We start from the raw sequence: 25,815 nt of genomic DNA, 5'->3' as shown, positions 1-25,815 counted from the left end.
GCGCGCCCTGCGCGCGACAGCCTTTCGCGCGGAGCGCCAGGGCCTGTTGCGCATGGTCCCAAAACATGTCGCGCGCAGGGCGCGCTCCTACCGGACTCGCGTCCGTTATTTACCGATACAGAACGAACTGAAGATCGCGCCGAGCAGGTCGTCCGACGAGTAGGCGCCGGTCACTTCGCCGAGCGCCTGCTGCGCGTGCCGCAGCTCCTCGGCGGCGAGTTCGCCGGCGTGGCTGCCATGCAGCGCGTCCGCCGTGCGTTCCAGATGATCGCGCACCTGTTCGAGCGCCACGACGTGGCGCCGCCGCGCGCTGAAGGCGCCATCGCCCGCACCCGCCGTGGCGAGATCGCGCAGGATCGCACGCAAGGCATCGAGACCGTCGCCCGTTCGCGCCGAAAGCCATAACGTGTCGTGGCCATCGCGCTCCGCGCGATGCGCCGTGGCCTGCGCGAGATCGATCTTGTTGATCACGACGATGCGGTTCGCCTGCGCGGGCGTGCCTTCGAAGAAGGCGAGATCGTCGCGTGCGTGCGCTTCGTCGGTGACGAGCAGCGCGACGTCGCAGCGTTCGAGTTGCGCACGGGCACGACGGATACCTTCCCGTTCGACCACATCATCGGAATCGCGCAGTCCCGCCGTATCCGCGAGTTCGAGCGTCGCACCGTCGATCGTGACCGTTTCGCGCAGCACGTCGCGCGTGGTGCCCGCGATGTCGGTGACGATCGCGCGCTCCTGACCCGCGAGCGCGTTGAGCAGGCTCGATTTACCGGCGTTTGGGCGGCCGACGATGGCGACGGCGATGCCGTCGTTCAAGCGAACTCCGCGACGGGTTTCCACGAGCAAGGCGTCGAGGTTCGCGCATAGCGTGGCGAGGTTCGCACCGATGACGGGGTCGGCGAGGAAGTCGATTTCCTCCTCGGGAAAATCGATGGCGGCTTCGATATGCACGCGCAGGGCGATGAGCTCGGCGAGCAGCTCGTCCACGCGCGCGGAGAACACGCCTTCCATCGAACGCAACGCGGCGCGCGCGCCGGCCTCCGAGGTCGCCGCGACGACATCGGCCACGGCCTCGGCCTGGGCGAGATCGAGCTTGCCGTTGAGGAACGCCCGCTCGGTGAATTCGCCGGGACGCGCGAGGCGCGCGCCGAGGACGATCGCACGACGGAGCAGGGCGTCGAGCAGCACCGCGCTGCCGTGCCCCTGCAGTTCGAGCACGTGCTCGCCCGTGTACGAATGCGGACCGGGAAAGTAGAGGAGGATGCCGCGGTCGATCAGTTCGCCGTCGCCATCGCGGAACGCCGCGAAGTGCGCATGTCGCGGCGTCGGGTCGCGACCGAGGAACGCGCGCGCGATGTCGCCCGCTTTCGGGCCCGAGATGCGCACGGCCCCGACACCGGCCGCGCCGGCGCCGGTGGCGATGGCCGCGATGGTGTCGTCGTGTGTCATCGGCGAGGTTCCAAAGCGAAGCGGCGCGTCTTTCGACGCGCCGCCCGGTGTTTAAGCCGTCTTGGCCTTGATGTCGGCCCGATCGACGCTGCGGTTGATCCACCACTGCTGGAGCAGGCTGGTGGCACCGTTGACCGTCCAGTAGAGCACCAGGCCGGACGGGAAGAAGGCGAAGAAGACACCGAAGATCAGCGGCATCACCTTCATCATCTTGGCCTGGGTCGGATCCATGCCGGCGGTCGGCATCATGCGCTGCGTGAGCAGCGTGACCAGGAAGTAGAGCACCGGCAGCACGTAGAACGGATCCGGTGCCGAGAGATCGTGGATCCAGCCGAAGAACGGCGCCTGGCGCAGTTCGATCGATTCCGACAGCACGCGGAGCAGTCCGATGAAGATCGGGAAGGTGATCAGGATGGGCAGGCAGCCCGCCATCGGATTCACCTTCTCCTTCTTGTAAAGCTCCATCATGGCCTGCTGCATCTTCATGCGATCGTCGCCATAGCGCTCCTTGAGCGCCTGGACGCGAGGCTGAAGCTTGCGCATGCGCGCGCCCGAACGGAACTGCGCGTCGGTGAGCTTGAACAGCGCGGCCTTGATCAGCAGCACGAGCAGGATGATCGCGACGCCCCAGTTGCCGCTGATCGCATGCAGCTGCGAGAGCAACCAGTGCAGCGGCTGCGCGATGATCGTGAGCCAGCCGTAGTTGGCCGTGAGCTCGAGGCCGGGCGCGATGACGTCGAGCGTGCCCTGGAGCTTCGGACCGACATAGAGGCGCGCGACGCTGTCGGCGGCCTGGCCGGGCGCGACCGAGATCGACGGACCGAACGCGCGCACGAGGTAGCGCGGCGTCGTGGAATTCGGATCGATGATCGTGCTGCTGTACGTGACGCTCTGGTCCGCCGGCGGAATCCACGCGACGAAGAAGTAATGCTGCTGCATGCTCACCCAGCCGCCGGTGATCTGGCGGTTGACCGGCTTCTTGGCGAAGTCCGTGAACGGGAGCGATTCGAACTTGTTCTCCGGGCTGTACCACGCGGCGCCGAAGAAGCTGTGCTGGGCCGGGTCGGTATAGGCCTTGAACCAGTTGACCTTCTCGGCCGGCACGCGCTGCAGCTGCTGGTAGGCGTTGCCCGTCCAGGCGACGCCCGAACCGTTCTCGACGCGCTGGTCGAGATCGACGACGTAGTCGGTGCGCTTGAGCGTGTAACGCTTCGTCACCTTCACGCCCGAGGGGTCGGTCCAGACCATGTCGAGGCTGACCGACTTCTCGCCATCGGCGAGCACGGCCTCGGTCTTCTCGGCGCGGAAGAGGGCGCGATGGTCGGGCGCGGCGCCCGTGTTGCTGACGAGGCCATCCTGCGCGGCGAAGTAGTGCTGCGCGCTGTCGTCGAGCAGCCGCGCCGGCGGCGGCGTCGGGTTTTTCTTGGTCGCCGGTTCGGCCGGGTAGGCGAGGAGCTCCGAGCGGACGATGCTGCCACCGCGCGTGTCGATCGTCAGGCGGAGGACGTCGTTCGACAGCGTGACCAGTTCGGCCTTGCCTTCGACCGGCGCCGTGCCTTCGTTCGGCACGCTCGCCGGAGCGGCGGCGCCTGGCACGCTGGTATCGGCGTTCGGCTTGGCGGCATCGGTCTGCGCGGCGGGCGTCGGGGCGGCCGGCTGGGGGCCGTAATCCTTCTCCCATTCGGTCCACAGCAGGTACGCCACGAACATGAGCGCGAAGAAGAGAAGCGTGCGCGTTTGATTCATTGCTTAGGCCAGATCCGAATGGCGCCCCGGCGCGGGACCGGGAAAGGCGGGAAGGTCGATGAGGTCAACGCGCGATTGTGCCGTCGGCACCGTCGCGCTTCAACGGCCGGATGCGGCGCAGAAGGGCGTCGAGCTCCGCCAGGAGCGTCGCGCCGGTCTCGTTCACCGCGCTGTCGCGGGCCATGACCAGGATGTCGACCGGCGGCAGGGCGGGGCGGGCACGACGAAATGCCTCACGCGCGAGTCGCTTGATCCGGTTCCGGTCGACGGCACGCTTGGAGCAACGCTTGGAGATCGCCAGGCCGAGCCGGGCGGTACCGCCGTCGTTGTTTCCGAAGCGCAAAAGAAAACAGCGGCCGCCGAGGCGACCGCTGACTGTTCGCAGGGCTGCGAAGTCGGCGGCGCGGCGTATCCGCGCATCGCGCGGCATGGCTGCGGCACGCACGACCGGCGAACCGCTTACGGGATCAGACGCTTGCGGCCCTTGGCGCGGCGGGCGTTGAGGATCTTGCGACCGTCGGCGGTGGCCATGCGGGCACGGAAGCCGTGCGTGCGGGCACGCTTGAGCTTGCTGGGCTGGTAAGTACGCTTCATGGCGCTTACATCCGGGTGAAGATGGAAAAAGGCCCAGAAGTATGCGTGACAATCCCGAGAACTGTCAACCGCTTGGCCAGAGAGGGAAGCGCCGCCCGCGGCGGCGGCGAATCGGAGGGCGGAAGACGGAACGCTGGTAGACTTCGTCGTCCACCCCGCGCGCACGCGCCCCTTCTGTGGCAAGAATACCCGATGAGTGATCTCTGGAGGCGCTGTCTCGAGCGTCTTGAAGGCGAACTGACGTCCGAAGACGTCCATACCTGGCTCATGCCGTTGCAGGCCAGGGAGGATGCGACCGGACTGTTCCTGTACGCGCCGAACCCCTATTCGCTGGACACCGTACGCGAGCAATACCTGGGCAAGATCCAGTCGATCGTCGAGCATCTGACGGGCCGCGCCCTGCCCGTCCGTCTCGAAGTCGGCTCGTCCGGACCGCGTCCGGCCCCCGCACGCCCGGCGTCGGCCACCGCGCCGAGCCCGGCGCAGGCCGCGCCGCGCGTGGTCGAAGCCGCGCCCGAACCGCCGCACGTGCACAACCTCGATCCGCACTACACGTTCGAGACCTTCGTGGAAGGCAAGTCGAACCAGCTCGGCAAGGCCGCGGCGATGCAGGTCGCGATGAACCCTGGCCGCGCCTACAACCCGCTGCTGCTCTACGGCGGCACGGGTCTCGGCAAGACCCATCTCATGCACGCCGCGGGCAACATGCTGATGCAGAACAATCCGGGCGCCAAGGTGCTGTACCTGCGCTCGGAGCAGTTCGTCAGCGGCATGGTGAAGGCGCTGCAGCAGAAGAACATGGACGACTTCAAGCGGCGCTTCCGTTCGGTCGACGCGCTGCTGATCGACGACATCCAGTTCTTCGCCGGCAAGGACACCACGCAGGAAGAGTTCTTCCACACGTTCAATGCGCTGTTCGAAGCGAAGCAGCAGATCATCCTGACCTGCGACCGTTACCCGAAGGAACTCGACAAGCTCGAGCCGCGACTGAAGTCGCGCCTTGGCTGGGGTCTTTCCGTGGCCATCGAGCCGCCGGATTTCGAGACACGCGCGGCGATCCTCCTGTCGAAGGCGGCGGAGAAGGACATGGAAGTGTCCGAGGACGTGGCGATGCTGCTGGCCAAGCGCATCCGTTCCAACGTGCGCGACCTCGAGGGCGCGCTCAACACGCTCGCGGCCCGTGCCAACTTCTACCGCAAGCCGATCACGACGGATTTCGCCGAAGAGACGCTGCGCGACCTGCTCAACACGCATGCGCAGGCCGTCACGGTGCCCAACATCCAGAAGACGGTGGCCGACTACTACCAGGTGCGCCTGTCCGACCTGCTCTCCAAGCGCCGTGTGCGCTCGCTGGCGCGTCCCCGTCAGGTGGCCATGGCCCTGTCCAAGGAACTCACCGAGCACAGCCTGCCGGAGATCGGAGAGGCCTTCGGGGGCAGGGACCACACGACCGTGCTTCACGCGTGCCGGACGATCCGCGGTTTCTGTGAGAAAGACGTGCGGATGCGCCAGGACTGGGAGCAGCTCATCCGCATATTGACGGGCTGAGAAGCTGTGGATAATAGGTGGATGACCGGAGGATGGTTTCGAGGTCGAAAGTTATCCACAAGGCACCCACACGAAACCGCCTGTTCAAGCCAGTAGATATAAATTCGTAAATCACTGAAATTCAAAGTGAAATACGAGTTTTCAAGATATCCACCGGCCTAACAACAACCACTAAATAAATCTTAAAAACATAAAAGCAGGAGTAGGGGACGCATGCAATTCAGCATCCAGAGGGAAGTACTGCTCAAACCTCTGCAGCAAGTGGTGGGCGTCGTCGAACGCCGCCAGACGCTGCCCGTGTTGGCCAACCTGCTGGTTCGCGCCTCCGGTAGCGAGGTCTCGTTCACCGGTACCGACCTCGAAGTCGAGATGATCGCCACCACCGGCGCCGACGGCGTGCAGGAAGGCGAGATCACGATTCCGGCGCGAAAGCTGTTCGACATCGTCCGCGCGCTGCCGGACGGCGCGAAGATCGACATCAAATTGAATGGCGAACGCATCGCCCTGAACGCCGGCCGCAGCCGTTTCACGCTGGCGACCCTGCCGTCGAGCGAATTCCCGACGATCGACGAGATCGAACTCGTGGAGCGCGTGACGCTGCCGGAAGAAGTCCTCCGCGACCTGATGGACCGCACGGCCTTCGCCATGGCCAATCAGGACGTCCGCTACTACCTCAACGGCATGCTCCTCGATCTCCAGGAGCACACGCTGCGCTGCGTCGCCACCGACGGTCATCGCCTGGCGCTGAAGGAAACCAAGCTCGAAAGCTCCGTTTCCGCACGCCGCCAGATCATCATTCCGCGTAAGGGCGTGAACGAGTTGATCGGCCTGTTCGAATCGGGCGAGGGCTCGGTGGAACTGGAGTTCGGCCGGAATCACCTGCGCGTTCGCCGAGGGGGCGTGGTGTTCACGTCCAAGCTGATCGACGGTCGCTTCCCGGACTACGAGGCGGTGATTCCGCTCGGCGCCGACAAGTCGGCCACGATCGAGCGCGACGTCCTGCGCAGCGCCCTGCAGCGCGCCGCGATTCTCTCGAACGAGAAGTACCGTGGCGTTAAGCTCGAACTGAGCCCGGGCCGCATCAAGATCGTCGCCCACAATCCGGAACAGGAAGAAGCCCAGGAAGAAGTCGAAGCCGAGACCGTTGTCGACGATCTCGCCGTCGGTTTCAACGTCGGCTACCTGCTGGACGCCCTCGGTGCGCTGCGCGGCGACAAGGTGCGTATCAACCTCCGCGACGCCCAGTCGAGCTGTCTCCTGCAGGAAGAGGGCAACGACGAGGCCCGCCACGTGGTGATGCCGCTTCGCCTCTGACGCATGGCACGTTAAAGTTCGGCCACGACGCCGGGGATGTCTTCGACACCCCGGCGTCTTTCGTTTGGGAACGGGAAAAACGGCGGGATGAAGTTCGAATCGTTGCGGATAAGCGGATTACGTTGCCTGGACGGCGTGTCGTTGACGCCGGCGCCGGGGATCAACGTGTTCGTCGGGCCCAACGGCGCCGGTAAGACCAGCGTGCTCGAGGCTGCCTACCTGCTTTCCCATGGCCGCTCGTTCCGCGCGGGATCACGGGACGTACTTCTGAAGCGGGGCGCTACGACGCTTTCCGTGTTCGCCGAAGTCCGTACCGCTGAGGAGCGAATTCGCCGGCTTGGCCTGGGGCGCGAGGGCGGGCGATGGCAGGCGCGTGTGGATGGCGATTCCGCGGCGTCGCTCGGTGCCTTGGTGCAGGAATGCGCGGTGGTCTGTTTCGAGCCGGGATCCCACGACCTTATCGCCGGCCCTTCGGACGAGCGCCGCCGGTACCTCGATTGGGGTTTGTTCCACGTGGAACATGCCTTCGTGAACCAATGGCGCCGGTATCAACGGGCGCTGAAACAGCGTAACGCCGCCCTACGGCAAGGTGGGAACGTCGACCCGGCGGTCCTGGCGCCCTGGGAAGCGGAACTGGCTCAGGCGGGCGAGGGGATCACCGCATTTCGTCGCGGGTACCTCGAGCGTCTCATGCCTCATGTCCAGGGCTTCATGCGGAACGTCCTGCCGGAGCTCGGCGAGTTTTCGATTCGCTACAAGGCCGGGTGGGACGAGGCCAACGATCTGGCCACCACGCTTGCCGACCGGCGGCTGCGCGATATTGGACGAGGGCACACCACGGTCGGCCCGCACCGGGCGGACTTCTCTGTGGCTTTCGAACAGGCGCCGCTGAGGGAGCACCTCTCCCGCGGACAGGAAAAGCTATGCGCGCTCGCCTGCCTGCTCGGGCAGGCGTCGCTGCATGCCGAAATCCGCGGGGAATGGCCCGTGGTCTGCCTGGACGACCTTGCATCCGAGCTCGATCGGACCCATCAAGAGTGGGTAGTCGCGCAACTTCTTGGCCGCGACGTCCAGGTCTTCGTGACGGGCACGGAGATCCCTTCCGCCCTTGTCGACCAGCCAGTGACTGTGTTCCACGTGGAACAAGGTCAGGTCAGGGGTTTGCTATAATCGACCGACTGTCCCGAAGCCATCCGCGCCGCATCGGGGCCGCATTCTGGCGCCATCACCAGGCATCGCATGAACGAACCTCTCGATCCGACCAACTCGAACGCCTACGACTCCGGCAGCATCAAGGTCCTCAAAGGCCTGGAAGCCGTTCGCAAGCGCCCCGGCATGTACATCGGCGACACCGACGACGGTACGGGCCTGCACCACATGGTGTTCGAGGTGGTCGATAACGCCATCGACGAAGCCCTCGCCGGTTATTGCGACTACGTCACCGTGACCATCCATCAGGACGGTTCGGCCAGCGTCGCCGACAACGGCCGCGGCATCCCCGTCGATACGCACCCGGAAGAGGGCAGGTCCACGGCGGAAGTCGTGATGACCGTGCTCCACGCGGGCGGCAAGTTCGATGCGAACTCCTACAAGGTCTCCGGCGGTCTGCACGGCGTCGGCGTGTCGGTGGTCAATGCCCTCAGCGAGAAGCTCTGGCTGACCATCTGGCGCGACGGCAAGGAATACCGTCAGGAATACGCCCATGGTGAGCCGGTGGCCCCGATCGCCGTCGCCGCCGACACGAACCGTCGCGGCACCATGGTGCGTTTCTCGCCCAGCCCGGCCACGTTCACCAACAACATCGAGTTCCACTACGACATCCTGGCGAAGCGCCTTCGCGAGCTGGCGTTCCTCAACTCCGGCGTCACCATCGAGCTGGTCGACGAGCGCAACGATCGCAAGGACATCTTCGCGTACGAAGGCGGCATCAAGTCGTTCGTGCAGCACCTTGCTCAGCTGAAGACCGCGCTGCACCCGACCGTCATCAGCTTCAGCTCGCAGACCGACGGCATCACCGTCGAGCTCGCGATGCAGTGGACGGACGCCTATCAGGAAACGATGTTCTGCTTCACGAACAACATTCCTCAGCGCGACGGCGGCACCCACCTCACGGGCTTCCGCGCCGCGCTGACGCGCACGCTGCAGAGCTATATCGAGAAGGAAGGACTGGCGAAGAACGCCAAGGTGGGCCTGTCCGGCGACGACATGCGCGAAGGCATGATCGCCGTGCTCTCGGTGAAGGTGCCCGACCCGAAGTTCTCGTCGCAGACCAAGGACAAGCTCGTTTCCAGCGAGGTGAAGACGGCTGTCGAGCAGGTCGTCAACGACCGGCTGGCCGACTTCCTCCTGGAGCATCCGGCCGAAGCCAAGGCCATCGCCTCGAAGGCGGTCGACGCCGCGCGCGCCCGCGAGGCCGCCCGCAAGGCCCGCGAGATGACCCGCCGCAAGGGCGCCCTGGATATCGCGGGCCTGCCCGGCAAGCTCGCCGACTGCCAGGAGAAGGATCCCGCGCTTTCCGAACTGTTCCTGGTCGAGGGTGATTCCGCAGGCGGCTCCGCGAAGCAGGGGCGCAACCGTCGCACGCAGGCCGTGCTCCCGTTGAAGGGCAAGATCCTCAACGTGGAAAAGGCCCGCTTCGACAAGATGATCTCTTCCGCCGAAGTCGGCACGCTGATCACCGCGCTCGGCACGGGCATCGGCAAGGAGGAGTACAACCCCGACAAGCTGCGCTACCACCGCATCATCATCATGACCGACGCGGACGTGGACGGCTCGCACATCCGCACGCTGCTGCTCACGTTCTTCTACCGCCAGATGCCGGAGCTGATCGAGCGCGGCCACGTCTACATCGGCCTGCCGCCGCTGTACAAGGTGAAGCAGGGCAAGCAGGAGATGTACATCAAGGACGACGCCGTCCTGAACGAGTACCTGATCTCCAGCGCGGTCGACAATGCGACCCTCGTGCCGGAGGAGGGTGCGCCTTCCATCGACGGCGTCGCGCTCGAGAAGCTGCTTCGCGACTACCAGGGTGCCCTGGACCAGATCGCACGTCTGAGCCATCGCTTCGACGTCGCGGCGCTCACGGCCATGATCGAGCACACGCCGATGGTGGAAGGCCTGTGGACCGACGCGACGGGCATGCAGGCCTGGCTTGATGGCCTTGCCACGCGCCTCAGTGCCAGCGGCCTCGGCAAGCCGACGTACGCGCTTCGCTTCCGCCCGGCCCAGAACGAGCAGGGCGCGGCGATCGAGGTCGAGCGTATGCAGCATGGCCTCAGCCACACGTGGATCATGCCGCAGGCGTTCTTCACCGGCCTGGAGTTCCGCGCCATCCTGTCGATCTCGCAGCAGCTCGCCGAACTCGGCCTGCAGCCGGGCGCCGTGGTTCGCCGCGGTAACGCCTCGCGCGGCGTGCTCAGCTTCGCCGACGTGCGCAACTGGCTGCTCGACGAAGCCAAGAAGGGCCGCACGATCCAGCGCTTCAAGGGCCTCGGCGAAATGAACCCGGAGCAGCTGTGGGAAACCACGGTCAATCCGGAGACGCGCCGCATGCTTCAGGTGGGCGTCGAAGACGCGGTCGCCGCGGACCAGATGTTCTCGATGTTGATGGGCGAGGCGGTCGAGCCTCGTCGCGATTTCATCGAGTCGAACGCCCTCAAGGTGGCGAATCTCGACATCTGATCGATACGCCTGCGTATGGTGGTTGCACACGATGCCCGGTCGGCGACGACCGGGCATTTTTTGTAGGGGATTACCCACACAGCGCACGTGGACGAAAACGGCGTTTTCAAGCCAACCTTCGGCCCATAAAACCGTCAGTGCCAACATTCTTCTAACAAGTCATTGTTTTGACGGTACTTTTTTCTTGCGCTGCGACTTGTTCTTAGGAATCGAATCGGGTTAACCTCTGTAGTCCCCCGGAGAGCCACTGTGTGTGCCGACTCCTACAACCGAGGTCTGTCAATGAAACAGCGTTCCTTCTCGAAGTTCGCGCTCGCTACCGCCATCGCGCTTTCCCTCGTCAGTGGCGTTGCGTCCGCACGCGATACGAAGTCCGCCGATAAGGACAAGAAGGAAGCGCTGTACCCGAACGCCACGCGTTCCGAGCCGAAGCTCGACCTCAAGAGCGAGAAGGACCAGAAGGCCATCCAGGAAGGTCTGGATGCCGCGAACAACGGTGAGAAGGACAAGGCCGTGCAGCTGCTCACGCCTCTCGCCGACGGCTCGGGCACCAGCAGCAAGTACGCTCAGGCCCTCGCGCTGCAGGGTCTCGCCAACCTCAAGTACAACGACGGCGACGTGAAGGGCGCCATCGTCGAACTGAAGAAGGCGCTCGACATCGGCGTGATGCCGAACGACACCTACTTCCAGCTGAAGTACATGTACACGCAGTTCCTCGTCGCCGACGAGCAGTACGCCGCCGCGCTGCAGTCGCTGCAGGAATGGCGCGCCGAAGGCAAGAAGGAAACGGCCGACTCGTACGGCCTCGAAGGCAACATCGATTACCGCCTCGAGAAGTACCCGGAAGCGATCGCTGCGATCGAGAAGGCGAAGTCGATGCCGGACGCGAAGCCGCAGGGTTCGTGGGACCAGATCCTCGCCGCCAGCTACTCGGAGACGGGCCAGGGCGACAAGGCCGCGGCGCTCGCGACCGAAGCGCTCGCCAAGAACCCGAACGACGCGACCACGCTGAACAACGCAGCCTCGTCGCTGATCCAGGCGCAGAAGTATCCGGAAGCGATCGCGCTGCTCGAGAAGGCGCGTAGCGCCGGCGCGTTCAAGGACGAGAAGCAGTACGTCAATCTCGCCAAGGTCTACCTGATCGACGGCCAGGAGCACACCGATCGCCAGGCCGCGAACGCGGGCAAGGCCGCCGCGGTGCTCAAGGAAGGCTTCGACAAGGGCGTCGTGCAGAAGTCGGCCGAGAACTACAACCTGCTGGGCGATTCGTACGTCACCGGCGACAACATGTCCAGCGCGCTCACCGCCTACCAGCAGGCCGCCGCGGTCGCCACGAACGGCGAGCCGGCGCTGAAGGTCGCGCGTGTGCAGCTACAGGAAAATCAGTACTCCGCGGCCAAGAAGTCCGCGACGGATGCCATCAGCAAGGGTGTGCAACATAAGGGTCAAGCCTACATGGTGCTCGCGGAAGCCGAGCGTGGTCTGAAGAACAAGCCGGGTGCCATCGACGCCATGAAGAAGGCGGCGCAGGATCCGGAAACGTCTGCCAAGGCCAACGCCTGGTTGAAAACCGCAGGTACCGGCAAGTAAGCGCTTGTAAAGCCCCGAAAGTAAGGTTTGTGCGACGCCATAAATCTTCCCTTCAGGTGCTATACAAACGCTATATGCTGGTGTAACTTGCTTATCTTTCCGCTTGCAGAAACCTGCGTTTTCGGCATTGTCAACCCGCCGAGCGCCGGAAGAGCAGTGCGGGCTCACTTCCGCTTGATTAGCTCTTGATAGTGACTGATGGCCTCAAGTAACGAATCAACCGGCCAAGCGCCGTTCAGTTGGGGGCGCACAAGTGCGTTGGCAGTAGCCATCGCGCTGCACTCGTTCGCCTTCCTGCTGCTGGTCGCGCCCATGGCGCCGCCCAAGACGCAGGAAAAGCAGAAAGAGAAGGTGGTGCAGGTCGACTTCATCGAACCGCCGCCGCCGCCCCCGCCTCCTCCGCCGCCGCCGCCGGAACCCCCCAAGCAGCCGCCGCCGAAAATCATTCAGCAGGTGAAGCCGCCGCCGACACCGCCGCCGCCGGCTCCGCCGCCGCCGGCTGTCGAAGAGGCGAGCACGAATGCCGTTCCGGCACCGCCGCCGGCGCCTCCCGCGCCGCCAGCACCGCCGGCCGACATCGCGCCCAGCGAGAATCTGTCGTACCGTCAGCGTAATCCGCCAAAGTATCCGCCGCAGGCGGTTCGCCAGCGGCATGAAGGTACGGTGGTACTTCTGGTCCTCGTGGGTGTCGACGGTTCGCCGAAGGACATCCAGGTCGACCAGTCGAGCGGTTTCCGCGAACTGGACAAGGCAGCGCAGGATGCGGCCAGGAACTGGCGATTCAACCCGGGCAAGCGAGGCGGTCAGGCCGTCGAAGGCTATGCACGTGTCCCCGTTACGTTCAACCTAAACCAGCTGTAAGTCCTCTCACTTACATCTCTGTTCACGCTTGACTTCCCAAGGGTAGCGTTATGTTGCAAGACACCTCCGCTCAGCCTGCTAATCCAGGTCAGAACTCGAATGCCGACGCCCTGAAGCAGATGGGCTTCGACCACCTCATCCACAACTTCGACTTCCTCGGTTGGATTGTGTTCGTGGTGCTGGTCGCGATGTCCGTGCTCTCGTGGTACTTCATCGTCGCCAACTTCATCCGTAACAGCCTCGTGCGTTCGCGCGCCGACAAGGTCATCCAGGGCTTCTGGAACACCTCGTCGACGCAGGAAGCCATTCGCATGCTCGAAGAGCAGCCGAAGGGCGAACCGTTCTCGAAGATCGCTCTCGATGCCGCTTCGGCCGTCGCTCACCACCAGCAGGCTGCTGGCGGTCGCCTCGCCGAGACGCTGTCGCGTTCGGAATTCATCGATCGCGCCCTGCGCCAGGCCGTCGCTCGCGAGAGCCTGCGTCTGGAAGGCGGCCTGACCCTGCTCGCCACGGTCGGTTCGTCGGCTCCGTTCATCGGTCTTCTCGGTACGGTGTGGGGTATCTACCACGCACTTATCGGTATCGCCGCCTCGGGTTCCGCGTCGATGGACAAGGTTGCCGGTCCCGTCGGTGAAGCTCTGATCATGACCGCGTTCGGTCTGTTCACCGCTATCCCGGCCGTGCTCGCGTACAACTTCTTCATGCGCTCGAACCGCCTGACCTACGCCCAGTTCGACGAATTCGCGCACGACCTGCACGACTTCTTCGCCACCGGCGCCCGCGTCGAAGGCACCGCTCCGGTCGCCGTCGTCAAGAAGTAAGAGGAACTGACCCATGGCTATGAGCAGCGGGGGCAACTCCGGTGGTCCGATGTCGGAAATCAACGTCACGCCGCTCGTCGACGTGATGCTGGTTCTGCTGATCATCTTCATGATCACGGCGCCGCTGATGTCCCACAAGGTCCAGATCGATCTGCCGAAGGCTAATCCGAACGTTAAGGATGACACCCCGGTCGAACCGATGGATCTCGCGGTCAAGCCGGACGGTACGTACTTCCTCAATGACGGTGAAGTCAGCGAGGCTGAACTGAAGGCTCAGTTCGCGGTTGCGGCGGCGAAGTCGCCGCAGCCGGAACTCCAGATCCGTGCCGATCGCACCACCGAATATCGCGTGGTGAAGAAGATCCTTGGCGATGCCAAGGACGCCGGTATGGTCCACGTCGGCTTCATGTCGACCGGCAAGGAGTAAAGAACCATGGCATTCAGCTCAGGCAATTCCGGTGGCCCGATGTCGGACATCAACGTCACGCCGCTCGTCGACGTGATGCTGGTGCTCCTGATCATCTTCATGATCACGGCTCCGATGCTGTCGCATAAGATCAAGATCGATCTGCCGCAGCCGAACCCGAACATCGTCAACCCGGAAAATCCGCCGGATCCCGTCCGCCTGCAGATTCGCCAGGATGGCTCGCTGTACTGGAACGACACACCGGTCGACGAACTGGGCCTCAAGGCTCAGATCGCGGTGATCGCCCAGCAGTCGAACCAGCCGGAACTGCAGATCGACGCGGATGACGCGGTTCAGTACGAGGCAGTGGCTCGCGTGCTTTCCGACGCGAAGGGCCAGGGCCTGACCAAGATCGGTTTCGTCAACAACTGATCGCCCGGTCGTCCGGTAAAACCAAAAGCCCCGCCTCACGGCGGGGTTTTTTTTGGCGATACGTCGTCGCCAACCGTAGGAGCGCGCCCTGCGCGCGACAGCTTTTCGCGAAGAGGCGAACGGGCCCTGTCACGCTCTCGCCAGGAGCTGTCGCGCGCAGGGCGCGCTCCTACTTCAGGATGTCGAGGTAGGCGCGTACCGTGTTTGCGAGGCCCTGATAGAGCGCCTCACCGATCAACGCGTGCCCGATCGACACTTCCGCAAGGCCTGGGATCGCCGCCTTGAACGTTCCGAGGTTCGCCTGGCTCAGGTCGTGCCCCGCGTTCACGGCGAGCCCCGCCTGCTGCGCACGCTGCGCGGTTTCCGCGAACGACGCCAGTTCCTTGCGCGCATCCCCGCGGTGGAACGCTTCGGCATACGGCCCCGTGTAGAGCTCGATGCGCTGCACGCCGATGGCCTTCGCTTGTTCGAAGCCTTCGCCGCCGGCATCGACGAACACGCTGACGCGGCAACCGATCTCGCGGAACGCTTCGACGACGGGCTTCAGCGTCTCGATATCCTTCGTGAGGTCGAAGCCGTGATCGGAGGTGATCTGTCCGTCGCCGTCGGGAACCAGCGTGACCTGCGTCGGACGTACTTCGCGGCAGAGCTCGAGCAGGCCGGGATACGCGCCGCGCGCGGGTGCGAACGGATTGCCTTCGATGTTGTATTCGACGCGCCCGCGCAGCAGGCCGGCGAGCGTCCGGACGTCCGTCGGCGTGACGTGCCGCATGTCGGGTCGCGGGTGCACGGTGAGGCCGCCGCAACCGGCGTCGATGCAGGTATTCGCCGCTGTCGCGATATCCGGTTCGTTACCGCCGCGCGAGTTGCGCAGCACCGCGATCTTGTTGAGGTTGACGCTGAGTAGGGTCATCGACTGTCCATAAAAAAACGCACGCCACCATCGCGACGTGCGTAATGACTGTCGTCCCAGCATAACGCGCCACGTCCCTGTGGCGCAGCACTCCACGGCTCACTCCACACACGCCAACTTCGACCCGTCGCGCGGCGAAAAGGTTCAAACCGGAAATGTGAAGACGCGGACGCGACGCGGCTCACCACGCCATGCGACGGCGGACACCAGGTCGTCACCGAGGTGGAGTGGCTGGACCTGCCACGCGGATGCCGGCGCGACGTCGCCGTCGAACGCGGCCGGTGCGACCTCCGACCCCTCCACGCTGAACGAAACGCGATGCAGACCGTAGGAAAGCCCGCCGCCGTGCGCCTTCAACACAGCCTCCTTGGCCGTCCACAAGGTGAGGAACCTCGCGAGGCGGGCGGAATCCGGCAACGCCTCGAGCTCGGCCGCCTCAGTGCCGGCGAAGAATCGCCGTGCGAGTTCCACGGCGCGGGGTCGCGGCCGGACCGTCTCGACGTCGACGCCCACCTCGCAACCGGCGGGCCCTCGCCCGACGGCCAGCAGCGCGACGTCGCCGCTGTGGGACCAGTTGAAACCGAGCGTGTCGAACGGAGCCGGAAAACGCGGCTTGCCGTGCTCCCCGCGCTCGATGGCAGGCGCGCCGTCACCGGCGTACACGGCCAGAAGCCGTGCGAACGCCGCCTCGCCCGCGCCGCCGGACCAGGTGGTGCGCCAGACGTGGATGTCGTTCTCGGTGAGGGGCGGAATCGTCGGGAGCGGATGTGCCATCCGCTCGATGCTGAGGCCAAACCGGGGGCCGCGCAATCGTCTTCTCCGTGGAAAACCGGGCTCACCATCGCCGATGCGATCGGCTCCCACCCTTCGGTAGGCCGGGTGTCCGTAGGTCAGTAGAATGGACGCGAGGCCGAGGGGGGAACCGATTCGTGATCGCAGGCTGGCTCTTGCTGCTGGTGTCGCTGCTCTACGTGGGCATGCTGTTCGCGATCGCGTACTTCGGCGACCGCCGCCCGCTCTACCCTCGCCAGCCCAGGCTCCGGCCCGTGGTCTACAGCCTCGCGCTCGCCGTCTACTGTTCCTCGTGGACCTTCTACGGCGCCGTCGGCACCGCGGCGGTGTCCGGCCTGTCGTACCTGCCGATCTACCTCGGCCCACTGCTGCTTTTCGTGCTCGGCTTCGGCCTCATCGAGCGACTGGTACTCGTCGCGCGCGAACGCAACATCACGTCGATCGCCGACTTCATCGCCGCGCGTTTCGGCAAGTCGCACGGACTCGCCGCGCTCGTCGCGCTGATCGCCGTGATCGCGATCATTCCGTACATCGCGTTGCAGTTCAAAGCCGTCGCGATGTCGTTCAACGTGCTGGGCGCGGGCAACACGGCCTGGTGGTTCGGCGATACCGCGCTGTGGTGCGCCGGCCTGCTCGCCGTCTTCGCCATCCTCTTCGGCACGCGCACGATCGATGCCACCGAACACCACCACGGCATGATGCTCGCCGTCGCCGTCGAATCGCTGGTGAAGCTGCTCGCCTTCGTCGCCATTGGCGTGTACGCCTACCTGCACGGTCCGGGCATCGCGGAGACGATCCGCGCGCCGATGCTGCAGGTGGAGAAAGGCAGCATGCCGCCCGGCTTCGTCGCGCAGACGTTGCTGGCGTTCTGCGCGATGTTCTGCCTGCCGCGTCAGTTCCAGATCGGCGTCGTCGAATGCGAGGATCCGCGCGATCTTCGTCGCGCGCGCTGGTTCTTCCCCGTCTACATGGTGCTGATCTCGCTCGCGGTCCTGCCCATCGTGAGCGCGGGGATGGGCATTCCCGCCGTCGCGCGCGGGCACGTCGACGCGTGGGTGCTCAATCTTCCTGTCGCGCTCGGCGACAACGGCATCGCCCTGCTCGCCTTCGTCGGGGGCTTCTCGGCGGCCACCGGCATGGTGATCGTGGCGGCCGTGGCGCTGGCGACGATGATCAGCAACGACCTCGTGATGCCGATGTTGCTTCGCCTGAAAGGTCTCGACCTGGAGCGTCGCGGCGACCTGTCGAACATCGTGCTGCTCGTGCGTCGCATCGCCATCGTCGTGCTCGCCGGCCTCGCGTACATCTACTACCGGATCATCGCCGACGCCGAGAACCTCGCCGCCACCGGCCTGCTCTCCTTCGCGGCCGTCGCGCAGTTCGCGCCCGCCATCGTGTCCGCGCTCTACTGGCGAGGCGCGAGTCGCGTCGGCGTGTACGTGGGCCTGCTCGCCGGCTTCCTCGTCTGGGGCTACACGCTCCTGCTTCCCGCGATGACGCGCGCCGGATGGCTGCATACGCGGTGGATCGACGAAGGCCCGTTCGGGCTGGGTTGGCTGAAACCCACGGAGTTGTTCCACCTCACCGGCTGGGAGCCCGTGACGCACGGCACCTTCTGGTCGCTGCTGGCCAACGTCGGTTGCCTCGTGTTCCTCTCCCTGCGTTTCCGCCCGAGCGTCGCGGAGCGCCTGCATGCCGCGCTGTTCGTCGACCCGTTCATGCGCAGCGCCACCGGCGCCGGCGACTGGCGCGGGCGCGTCACGGTCCGTGATCTGGGCACGATCGCAGGTCGCATCGTCGGCGATCGCGTGACGATGCGCGCGTTCAACGAATACGGACAGCGCCACGGCGTGACGCTCTCCCCCACGGACGCCGCGGACCGCCCGCTGATCCAGTTCACCGAACGCCTGCTCGCCAGTGCCGTGGGCGCGGCGAGCGCGCGACGCATCCTCATGGGCGCGCTATCGGGCACGGGGCTCGACATCGCCGAGGCGATGGCGCTGATGGACGAAGCCTCGCAGGAGCTTCGCTTCAACCGCGAGCTGCTGTCGACGACGCTCGAAAACGTCTCGCAGGGCATCAGCGTCGTGGACGGCGACATGCGCCTCGTCGCGTGGAACCGGCGTTACCTCGAACTCTTCGATTACCCCGAAGGCATGGTGTACGTCGGGCTGCCGGTGGCCGATCTCATCCGCTGGAACGCCGAGCATGGCGAATGCGGTCCGGGCGAAGTCGACGACCATGTCGCCAAGCGTATCCGCTACATGCGCGCCGGCTCCCCGCACGTGTTCCAGCGCGTGCGTCCCGACGGCACCGTGATCGAGATGCGCGGCCGCGCGCTTCCGGGTGGCGGCTTCGTCACCACGTTCACCGACGTCACCGCGTACAAGTCGGTCGAGCAAGCGCTGATCGACGCGAACGAAACGCTCGAACAGCGCGTCGAGGACCGCACCGCCGAACTGTCGGAAGCGCTCGACGCCACCGCGACGGCGCGTCGTGAAGCCGAGGCGGCGAACGCCTCGAAGACGCGTTTCCTCGCGGCCGCGAGCCACGATCTCCTGCAACCACTCAACGCGGCACGCCTGTTCACGTCGGCGCTACGACAGCATCCCGGACTGGACAGCGAAGCGGCGCAGCTTGCCGAGCGCATCGACGCCTCGTTCCGCGCGGCGGAAGACCTGCTCGACGCCCTGCTCGACGTTTCCCGCCTCGATGCCGGCAGCTACCGTCCGGAAATCGCACCGTTCGCGCTCGCCGATCTGTTCGATTCGCTGCGTCAGCAGTTCGCCGTCGTCGCCGAGCAACGCGGTCTTACGCTGCACGTCGTGCCGTCGTCGCTGTCCGTGCGATCGGATGCGCAGCTGCTCCGGCGCATCGTCGCGAACTTCCTCTCCAACGCATTGCGCTATACGCGTTCCGGTGGCGTGGTGCTCGGCGTGCGTCGTCACGGCGCGCAGGTGCGTATCGAAGTGTGGGACAGCGGCCCCGGCATCGCAGACGAGCAGCAGGCTCGCATCTTCGGCGAGTTCCAGCGGCTGGAGCGTCCGTCGCCGTGGGGTGAGAAGGGTCTCGGCCTGGGGCTGTCGATCTGCGACCGCCTCGCCGGCATCCTCGGCCATCCGCTCGCGCTGCGTTCGCGGGTCGGCCGTGGAAGCGGTTTCAGCATCACGGTGCCACGTGCCGAGGCCGTGTCGCGCAAGCGTGCACCCGCGGTCGTCCGCCCGGGCGGCGAGCAGCTGCCGCTGACCGTGCTCTGCCTCGACAACGACGAGACGATCCTCGAGGGCATGCGCGCGCTGCTCGGACGCTGGGGCGTCGACTGCCGCGTGGCGATCGACGTCGAGGCGGCACTGGTGATCCTCTCTTCGACGCACGTGGACATGATCTTGGCCGACTATCACCTGGGCGACAGCATCGACGGTCTCGAGGCACTGCAGTACCTGGCGGACAAGGTTCCCGCGATGCCGCCAGCGGCGATGGTCACGGCCGACGGCAGCACGGAGCTGAAGCAGCGCGCGCGCGCGTTGGGTTATCCGCTGCTGCACAAACCCGTGCGTCCCGCGGCCCTGCGCGCGCTATTGGTGGCGCTCGCCAAGCGCAGCGGCACGCATGCCGCCTGAGCGGCACCCACCCTCAACCTTCCTGCGACACCCCGGGAAACGTCTCCTTCTCCACATCGAGATGGCTCGCCGCAAGCGCCACCTGCGTGCGATTCGACACGCCCAGCTTGCGCATGATGGCGGTCATGTGCGCTTTCACCGTGGCCTCGGACACGCCGAGGTCGTAGGCGATCTGCTTGTTGAGCAGGCCTTCGGCGATCATGTTCAGCACGCGGAACTGTTGCGGCGTGAGCGACGCGACGCGCGCCGCGACCTGCGCCTCGTCCTCTTTCAGCTCCACGCTTCCGCCGACCAGCTGGTGCGGCAGCCACACGTCGCCATCGAGCACCGTGCGCACGGCCTCGACGATCTGCTCCACCGCGGCGGACTTCGGGATGTACGCCGATGCGCCGTGCGCGAGGGCACGCCGCGCGACGTGCCCTTCCTCGTGACCCGAGACGACAATGGTCGGCAACCCGGGATACTGGCCGCGAATGTGCGCGAGCGCCGAGTAGCCCCGCGCGCCCGGCATATGCAGGTCCATGAGCAGCAGATCGGCGTCGGGCAGCGATTCGATCAGGGCGAACAGCGCGGGCACGCTGTCCGCCGTATGCACGGTGGCACCCGGCACCGCCGCGAGCACCGCGCGCTGGAGCGCGTCGCGGAACAGCGGATGGTCATCGGCGATCAGGACGTCGGACATGGCTTATTTGATCAACCGCTCTTCCACGAGGTTCTTCACCACACCCGGATCCGCCAGCGTCGACACGTCGCCGAGCTGGTCCGGCTGGTTCTCCGCGATCTTGCGCAGGATGCGGCGCATGATCTTTCCCGAACGCGTCTTCGGCAGGCCCGGCGCCCATTGCAGGTGATCCGGCGCCGCGATCGGGCCGATCTCCTTGCGCACGCCGGCGACGAGTTCCTTGCGCAGCTCGTCGCTGCCGGTCTCCCCCGCGTTCAGCGTCACGAACGCGTAGATACCCTGGCCCTTGATGTCGTGCGCGCAGCCGACCACCGCCGCCTCGGCGACCTTCGGATGCGCGACCAGCGCGCTCTCCACCTCGGCCGTGCCGATGCGGTGGCCCGACACGTTGATGACGTCGTCGACGCGGCCGGTGATCCAGTAGTAGCCATCCTCGTCGCGGCGCGCGCCGTCACCCGTGAAGTAATTGCCCGGGTAGGTCTTGAAGTACGTGTCGATGAAACGCTGGTGATCGCCGTAGACCGTGCGCATCTGGCCCGGCCACGAATCGGTGATGACGAGGTTGCCGCTCGCCGCGCCTTCCTGCGCCTTGCCGTTGGCGTCCACGATCGCGGGCACGATGCCGAAGAACGGCAGCGTCGCGGAACCGGGCTTGAGGTCCGTGGCGCCGGGCAACGGCGTGATGAGGAAGCCGCCGGTTTCCGTCTGCCACCACGTGTCGACGATCGGGCAGCGCTCCTCGCCCACGACCCGGTAGTACCAGTTCCAGGCCTCCGGATTGATGGGCTCGCCGACCGTGCCCAGCACACGGAGGGACTGGCGCGAGGTCTTCTTCACCGGCGCGTCGCCCTCGCGCATCAGCGCGCGGATGGCCGTGGGCGCCGTGTAGAACAGCGTGACCTTGTGCTTGTCGACCACCTGCCAGAAGCGGCTGAAATCCGGATAGTTCGGCACGCCGTCGAACATGACGACCGTCGCGCCGTTCGCCAGCGGGCCGTACACGACGTAGCTGTGGCCGGTGATCCAGCCCACATCGGCCGTGCACCAGTAGATGTCGTCCTCGCGCAGGTCGAAGGTCAGTTCGTGCGTCAGGCCTGTATAGACGAGGTAACCGCCGCTGGTATGCAGCACGCCCTTCGGCTGGCCGGTGGAGCCCGAGGTGTAGAGCGTGAACAGCGGATCCTCCGCGTTCATCGGCTCGGCGGCGCACACCTCCGACTGCCCCTCCATCAGCGTGTGGTACCAGCGGTCGCGCGGCGACTGGAAGTGGATGGCGCCGCCGGTGCGGCGCACGACGATCACCGTCTCCACGCTGTTCGTGCCGGGGCGCGAGAGCGACTCGTCGACATTGGCCTTGAGCGGGATCTTCTTGCCGCCACGGCAGCCCTCGTCGGCGGTGACGATGAGCTTGGCTTTCGAGTCGCCGATGCGGCTCGCGAGCGAATCCGGCGAGAACCCGCCGAACACGACGGAATGGATGGCGCCGATGCGCGCGCAGGCGAGCATCGCGACGGCGGCCTCGGGGATCATGGGCAGGTAGATCACCACGCGGTCGCCCTTCGTCACGCCGAGGTTCTTCAGCGTGTTGGCGAACTTGCAGACCTCGGTGTGCAGCTGGCGGTAGGTCAGCGTGCGCGATTCGCCCGGATCGTCGCCCTCGAAGATGATCGCGGTCTTGTCGCCCCGCTTCTCCAGGTGACGGTCGAGGCAGTTGGCGGCCACGTTGAGCTTGCCGTCCTCGTACCAGCGGATGTGCAGGTTTTCCGGGTCGAACGAGACGTCCTTGATGCGCGTCGGCGGCTCGATCCAGTCCACCCGTTCGCTCATCTCCTTCCAGAACCCCTCCGGGTCCTTGATCGAGCGGGCGTACATCTTCTGGTAGTCGTCCTTGCCAATGCGCGCCCTGGCGGCGAAGGCGGGATCGACCGGGTGTAGATCGGACATGCTGGCTCCTGCGGTGCGTGTGTTTCGGCGTGGCCGAAAGAATGCGTCTGGCTACGGCTGGAGTTTAGCGTCGCGACGCAACATAAGGCTGTGCCGGTGGTACGACTTTGGTCGAGGTTAGACCTTTGGCGAATGGCAGCCCCAACGCCCCTGTCACATGCTCGGCTTGCCAATGGTTGGGGAGACCATGATGAAGACGATCCGTTCCGGTGGCCGCAAGGCCATCGCCCTGAGTGTCGCCTGTGCCCTGATGCTGCCGATGGCGGCGTTGCCGGACCTTGCCCACGCGCAATCGAAGTCGAAGAAATCCTCGAGCCGCGAGGCCGAGCTCGAATCCCGGGTCAACCAGCTCGAGCAGCAGCTCGCCGAGCTGAAGGCGATGATCCAGGAGCAGAAGGCCGCCACCACGCAGGCCACCGAGACCGCGCAGGCCGCGCAGACGCAGGTGCAGCAGACCGACGAGAAGGTCGCCCGGGTCGAGAAGACCGTGGCCGCCGTGCCGGCGAAGCCGACCTTCACCTCGGCGCCGGGCGTGTCCGTCGCGCTGCACGGTTTCATCAACGCGAACGCCTTCACCCAGAGCAAGGGTTACACGTACGGCAACGGCGCCAATGCGGAATACCCGATTCCCGGCCAGGGCGGACGCGTCAACGATTCGCTCAGCGGCGTCGACGTGCGCAACACGCGCTTCTGGCTCGACTTCACCGGCGCGAAGTTCACCGAGGCCTGGGCCGGAAGCGGCCGCATCGAGATGGACTTCTTCGGCGGCTTCAACGGCACGGGGCCGTACAGCCAGCAGCAGCCCACGCCCCGCCTCCGCCAGGCGTACATGGACCTGACCAACGCCGCGACCGGCACGACGTTCCGCGTCGGCCAGATGTGGGACCTCATCTTCCCGCTCGAATACCTGCCGCAATCGCTCTCGCACATCGCGTTTCCGCTCGGCTACGGCACCGGCGTCATCGGCTGGCGCTATCCCGGCGTGATCTGGATGCAGGATCTCAACCACGGTTCCGACGGCCCCGTGAAGTGGCGCTTCGACCTCGGCGCGTTCGAGGGCAGCTGGAACGGGCCGGGCCTGACGACCAACTACCTCACGGCCGGCAACGCCGGATTCAAGCCACAGGTGGAAGCGCGCCTCACGGCCAAGGGCAAGACCTGGCAGGCGTTCGCCGTCGCGCACTACAGCAAGGTGGACCTGCACGGTGTGGACGGCGCGACCATCACGCCGATCAAGAGCAACATCAAGAGCACGGCGTACGAAGTCGGCGGCATGTGGATGCCGGGCAACTTCATCTTCAAGAGCGCGGTCTACACGGGCAACGCCATCGGCCAGCTGTTCGGCGACCTCTCGCAGTTCGGCGACATCAAGGACAAGGGTGGCTACCTGCAGGTGGGCTACAAGTTCACGCCGAACTGGAGCGCCTACGGCACCTTCGCCGCGAGCAATCCCGACGATCGCGACGTCCTTCGCTGGCGTGCGCCGAACACGGCGGGCCTGCTGAAGAACCGTCAGCAGGCGCTGAGCCTGCAGTACACCGCCGGTGCCTACGACTTCAGCGTGGAATGGATCCACTCGAACCTCAACTCCTCCACGACCAACGGTCTGGGCAGGGAGAAGACGTCTGCCAACGAGTTCACGCTCAACGGCAACTATCGTTTCTGATCGGAGAGCTTTCATGGCAACGACCGTAGACGGCCTCCGCGCCGACGGTAATATCGGCACCAGCCACAAGCGCGTGATCTTCGCGTCCAGCCTGGGCACGGTGTTCGAGTGGTACGACTTCTATCTGTACGGCTCGCTCGCCGCGATCATCGGCAAGCAGTTCTTCACCGGCCTCAACGAGACCAGCCAGTTCATCTTCGCGCTCCTCGCGTTCGCCGCCGGCTTCGCCGTGCGACCGTTCGGCGCGATCGTGTTCGGGCGCGTCGGCGATCTGATCGGCCGCAAGTACACGTTCCTCGTCACCATCGTGATCATGGGTACCTCGACGTTCCTCGTCGGCGTGCTACCCGGTTATTCGACGATGGGCGTGGCGGCGCCAGTACTGTTGATCCTGTTGCGACTGTTGCAGGGTCTGGCGCTGGGCGGTGAATACGGTGGCGCCGCGACCTACGTCGCGGAGCATGCGCCGCAGGGCAAGCGCGGTCTCTACACCAGCTTCATCCAGATCACCGCCACCTTCGGCCTGTTCCTGTCGTTGCTCGTCATCCTCGGCACGCGCCTGGGCCTCGGCACCGAGAGCTTCGAAGCGTGGGGCTGGCGCATTCCGTTCCTCATCTCCGCCGTGCTCGTCGGCGTGTCGGTCTACATCCGCATGCAGCTGCAGGAGTCGCCGGTCTTCAAGCAGATGAAGGCCGAAGGCAAGCAGTCGAAGGCGCCGCTGACCGAGGCGTTCGGCCAGTGGAAGAACCTCAAGCTCGTGATCCTGGCGCTGCTGGGCGCCACCGCGGGTCAGGCGGTCGTCTGGTACACGGGTCAGTTCTACTCGCTGTACTTCCTGACGCAGAGCCTGAAGATCGACGGCACTACCGCCAACCTGCTGATCGCCGCCGCGCTGCTCATCGGTACGCCGTTCTTCGTGTTCTTCGGCTGGCTGTCCGACCGCATCGGCCGCAAGACGGTGGTGCTCTCGGGCTGCCTGATCGCCGCGCTGACGATGTTCCCGATCTTCAAGGGCCTCACCCACTTCGGCAATCCGGCGGTCGAAGCCGCCGCGGCGTCAGCACCGGTCGTCGTCACGGCCGATCCGGATGCGTGTTCCTTCCAGTTCGATCCGGTCGGCAAGAAGACCTTCACCAGCTCGTGCGACGTCGCCAAGAGCGTGCTGGCGAAGAAGGGCATCCCGTACACCAACGCCGCGGCTCCCGCCGGCGCGCTGGCGACGGTGAAGGTGGGCGACGAGGTGATCGAGTCGTTCGAAGGCGGCAAGCTGGACAAGGCGGCATTCACCGCGGCGAACAAGGACTTCACGGCGAAGGTCGCTGCGCAGGTGAAGGCGGCGGGCTATCCCGAGAAAGCCGATCCGGCGCAGTCCAACTACCCGATGCTCGTCGTGCTGCTCGCGATCCTCGTGCTCTACGTGACGATGGTCTACGGCCCGATCGCCGCCTGGCTCGTGGAGATGTTCCCGACGCGCATTCGCTACACGTCGATGAGCCTCCCTTACCACATCGGCAACGGCTGGTTCGGCGGCTTCGTCCCGACGATCGGCTTCATGCTCGTGGCATGGAAGGGCGACATCTACTACGGCCTCTGGTACCCGGTCATCGTCGCGCTGATGACCTTCATCGTCGGCCTGTTCTTCGTTCGCGAAACCAAGGACATTCCGATCCAGGACTGATCGTACGTCACCGTCACCCCGGCGAACGCCGGGGTGACGGCCCCGGTCGTCGAAGCCCTCGGGGCTTCGGCGACCAAGTGC

The 25,815-nt window shown here is 65.5% G+C and carries 20 protein-coding genes; 12 read left to right on the top strand and 8 right to left on the bottom strand.

Annotated elements, in window-relative coordinates:
• Positions 1–105: 105 nt before the first annotated feature.
• The 4 genes from mnmE to rpmH form a co-directional block, all read right to left on the bottom strand.
• Positions 106–1,446 (bottom strand): tRNA uridine-5-carboxymethylaminomethyl(34) synthesis GTPase MnmE, encoded by a 1,341-nt coding sequence (gene mnmE / locus BMY69_RS01140; protein ID WP_090175037.1) that lies wholly within the window; start codon positions 1,444–1,446, stop codon positions 106–108.
• Positions 1,447–1,497: 51 nt separating this feature from the next.
• The gene (yidC, locus tag BMY69_RS01135; RefSeq protein ID WP_090175036.1) at positions 1,498–3,192 is read right to left on the bottom strand and encodes a membrane protein insertase YidC; all 1,695 of its coding nucleotides are present in this window, start codon (positions 3,190–3,192) and stop codon (positions 1,498–1,500) included.
• Positions 3,193–3,256: 64 nt separating this feature from the next.
• A complete protein-coding gene (gene rnpA, locus BMY69_RS01130) occupies positions 3,257–3,637 on the bottom strand; it encodes a ribonuclease P protein component (RefSeq protein ID WP_255364430.1) in 381 nt (126 codons plus the stop codon).
• Between the two features lie 14 nt (positions 3,638–3,651).
• Complete coding sequence (gene rpmH, locus BMY69_RS01125) at positions 3,652–3,786, bottom strand: 50S ribosomal protein L34 (RefSeq protein ID WP_045828244.1); 135 nt, start codon at positions 3,784–3,786, stop codon at positions 3,652–3,654.
• A gap of 192 nt (positions 3,787–3,978) precedes the next feature.
• On the opposite strand from rpmH, the gene dnaA reads away from it, so the two are divergent.
• The 9 genes from dnaA to BMY69_RS01080 all read left to right on the top strand — a co-directional run bounded on the left by dnaA (position 3,979) and on the right by BMY69_RS01080 (position 14,439).
• Positions 3,979–5,334, top strand: coding sequence for a chromosomal replication initiator protein DnaA (gene dnaA, locus BMY69_RS01120; RefSeq protein ID WP_090058076.1), 1,356 nt, complete (start codon positions 3,979–3,981; stop codon positions 5,332–5,334).
• A 213-nt stretch (positions 5,335–5,547) separates the two neighbouring features.
• Complete coding sequence (gene dnaN, locus BMY69_RS01115) at positions 5,548–6,648, top strand: DNA polymerase III subunit beta (protein WP_090175034.1); 1,101 nt, start codon at positions 5,548–5,550, stop codon at positions 6,646–6,648.
• A gap of 87 nt (positions 6,649–6,735) precedes the next feature.
• Positions 6,736–7,818 carry a DNA replication/repair protein RecF gene (gene recF, locus BMY69_RS01110; RefSeq protein ID WP_090175033.1) on the top strand — a complete coding sequence of 361 codons (1,083 nt, stop codon included), beginning with the start codon at positions 6,736–6,738 and terminating at the stop codon, positions 7,816–7,818.
• 69 nt (positions 7,819–7,887) lie between these two features.
• Positions 7,888–10,329: a DNA topoisomerase (ATP-hydrolyzing) subunit B gene (gene gyrB / locus BMY69_RS01105; protein WP_090175032.1), complete on the top strand. Its 2,442-nt coding sequence runs from the start codon at positions 7,888–7,890 to the stop codon at positions 10,327–10,329.
• A gap of 282 nt (positions 10,330–10,611) precedes the next feature.
• Complete coding sequence (locus BMY69_RS01100) at positions 10,612–11,919, top strand: tetratricopeptide repeat protein (protein WP_090175031.1); 1,308 nt, start codon at positions 10,612–10,614, stop codon at positions 11,917–11,919.
• A 198-nt stretch (positions 11,920–12,117) separates the two neighbouring features.
• Positions 12,118–12,780, top strand: a complete 663-nt coding sequence (locus tag BMY69_RS01095) for an energy transducer TonB (protein WP_029213930.1) — start codon at positions 12,118–12,120, stop codon at positions 12,778–12,780.
• Positions 12,781–12,830: 50 nt separating this feature from the next.
• Positions 12,831–13,601 carry a MotA/TolQ/ExbB proton channel family protein gene (locus BMY69_RS01090; RefSeq protein ID WP_049808741.1) on the top strand — a complete coding sequence of 257 codons (771 nt, stop codon included), beginning with the start codon at positions 12,831–12,833 and terminating at the stop codon, positions 13,599–13,601.
• Between the two features lie 13 nt (positions 13,602–13,614).
• Positions 13,615–14,028: an ExbD/TolR family protein gene (locus tag BMY69_RS01085; RefSeq protein WP_090058085.1), complete on the top strand. Its 414-nt coding sequence runs from the start codon at positions 13,615–13,617 to the stop codon at positions 14,026–14,028.
• Positions 14,029–14,034: 6 nt separating this feature from the next.
• Positions 14,035–14,439, top strand: coding sequence for an ExbD/TolR family protein (locus tag BMY69_RS01080; RefSeq protein WP_090058087.1), 405 nt, complete (start codon positions 14,035–14,037; stop codon positions 14,437–14,439).
• 169 nt (positions 14,440–14,608) lie between these two features.
• On the opposite strand, the gene BMY69_RS01075 is transcribed toward BMY69_RS01080, so the two are convergent.
• Positions 14,609–15,352: a pyridoxine 5'-phosphate synthase gene (locus BMY69_RS01075; protein ID WP_090175030.1), complete on the bottom strand. Its 744-nt coding sequence runs from the start codon at positions 15,350–15,352 to the stop codon at positions 14,609–14,611.
• Positions 15,353–15,496: 144 nt separating this feature from the next.
• Complete coding sequence (locus BMY69_RS01070; protein ID WP_090175029.1) at positions 15,497–16,126, bottom strand: 4'-phosphopantetheinyl transferase family protein; 630 nt, start codon at positions 16,124–16,126, stop codon at positions 15,497–15,499.
• Between the two features lie 155 nt (positions 16,127–16,281).
• Between BMY69_RS01070 and BMY69_RS01065 the strand changes: the two genes are divergently transcribed.
• Positions 16,282–19,764 carry a hybrid sensor histidine kinase/response regulator gene (locus tag BMY69_RS01065; protein ID WP_177191041.1) on the top strand — a complete coding sequence of 1,161 codons (3,483 nt, stop codon included), beginning with the start codon at positions 16,282–16,284 and terminating at the stop codon, positions 19,762–19,764.
• Between the two features lie 13 nt (positions 19,765–19,777).
• Here BMY69_RS01065 and BMY69_RS01060 read toward each other — a convergent pair whose 3' ends face one another.
• Together BMY69_RS01060 and acs are read right to left on the bottom strand one after the other, a co-directional pair.
• Complete coding sequence (locus BMY69_RS01060; RefSeq protein WP_090175028.1) at positions 19,778–20,446, bottom strand: response regulator transcription factor; 669 nt, start codon at positions 20,444–20,446, stop codon at positions 19,778–19,780.
• A 3-nt stretch (positions 20,447–20,449) separates the two neighbouring features.
• Entirely contained in the window at positions 20,450–22,390 is a 1,941-nt protein-coding gene (gene acs / locus BMY69_RS01055) for an acetate--CoA ligase (RefSeq protein WP_090175027.1), read from the bottom strand.
• Between the two features lie 187 nt (positions 22,391–22,577).
• Between acs and BMY69_RS01050 the strand changes: the two genes are divergently transcribed.
• Positions 22,578–24,056, top strand: a complete 1,479-nt coding sequence (locus BMY69_RS01050) for a hypothetical protein (RefSeq protein ID WP_343124087.1) — start codon at positions 22,578–22,580, stop codon at positions 24,054–24,056.
• Positions 24,057–24,069: 13 nt separating this feature from the next.
• Complete coding sequence (locus BMY69_RS01045) at positions 24,070–25,734, top strand: MFS transporter (protein ID WP_090058098.1); 1,665 nt, start codon at positions 24,070–24,072, stop codon at positions 25,732–25,734.
• The last annotated feature ends 81 nt before the right edge of the window (positions 25,735–25,815 follow it).

It is taken from the genome of Luteibacter sp. UNC138MFCol5.1, from assembly GCF_900110505.1.
Lineage (GTDB): Bacteria > Pseudomonadota > Gammaproteobacteria > Xanthomonadales > Rhodanobacteraceae > Luteibacter.
This window is presented reverse-complemented; position numbering and strand designations above follow the sequence as displayed.